We start from the raw sequence: 1,044 nt of genomic DNA, 5'->3' as shown, positions 1-1,044 counted from the left end.
TGTAAAAGTTTAAACTTTATCTGACAGACGGTGTCCTAGGCTGAAGCTTGAGCCGAGGCCGGGCGCGGAGTGGTCAGGGTTCGCAGCGCCCGGCCTCGGCGTTAGAAAGGACACTGACATGACCAAGGACCAAAAGATCATCCGCGCCAAGGTGGGGCTGCTGGAGCTGGCGAAACAGCTCGGCAATGTCAGCCAGGCCTGCAAGATGATGGGCTATTCGCGCGACAGCTTCTACCGCTTCAAGGAGCTTTACGAGACCGGCGGCGAAGTGGCGCTGCAGGAACTGACGCGCAGGAAGCCGCTGTTGGCCAACCGCACGCCGCCCGAGGTCGAGGCGATCATCCTCGAGCTGACGCTGGAATATCCCGCCTATGGGCAGACCCGCATCGCCAACGAAATGCGCAAGCTCGGCCACTCGGTCTCGCCGTCGGGCGTCCGCGGGGTGTGGCAGCGTCACGATCTGGAGACGATGAAGAAGCGGCTGAAGGCGCTGGAGGCCAAGGTCGCCCAGGACGGTATCGTGCTCACCGAGAGCCAATTGGCGGCGCTGGAAAAGGCCAAGCTGGACAAGGAGGCGCATGGTGAGTTCGAGAGTGAATGCCCGGGCTATTGCGGCGGCCAGGACACCTTCTATGTCGGCAACATGAAGGGGGTCGGACGCATCTACCAGCAGACCTTCCTCGACACCTATTCGAAGGTCGCCTTCGCCAAGCTCTATGACCGCAAGACGCCGATCACCGCCGCCGATCTCCTCAACGACCGCGTGGTGCCGTTCTTCGACGCCCACGAGGTGAAGCTAAGCCGGGTGCTGACCGACCGCGGCACCGAATATTGCGGCAATCCCGAACACCACGAGTACGAGCTCTATCTGGCGGTCGAGGACGTGGATCATTCCCGCACCAAGACCAAGAACCCGCAGACCAATGGCATCGTGGAACGCTTCCACAAGACGGTGCTGGACGAGTTCTACCGGGTCGCCTTCAGGAAGAAGATCTACGGCTCGATCGAGGAGCTGCAGGCCGATTTGGATGAATGGGTCAGAAG

1 protein-coding gene is annotated in these 1,044 nt (G+C 61.1%); it reads left to right on the top strand.

Annotated features, from left to right (window positions below):
* Positions 1-118: 118 nt before the first annotated feature.
* The coding region (locus tag EOA27_RS37760) for an IS481 family transposase (RefSeq protein WP_127258881.1) at positions 119-1,044 on the top strand (926 nt) is incomplete at its 3' end.

Origin of the sequence: Mesorhizobium sp. M2A.F.Ca.ET.037.01.1.1, assembly GCF_003998075.1 — a bacterium.
Lineage (GTDB): Bacteria > Pseudomonadota > Alphaproteobacteria > Rhizobiales > Rhizobiaceae > Mesorhizobium.
This window is presented reverse-complemented; position numbering and strand designations above follow the sequence as displayed.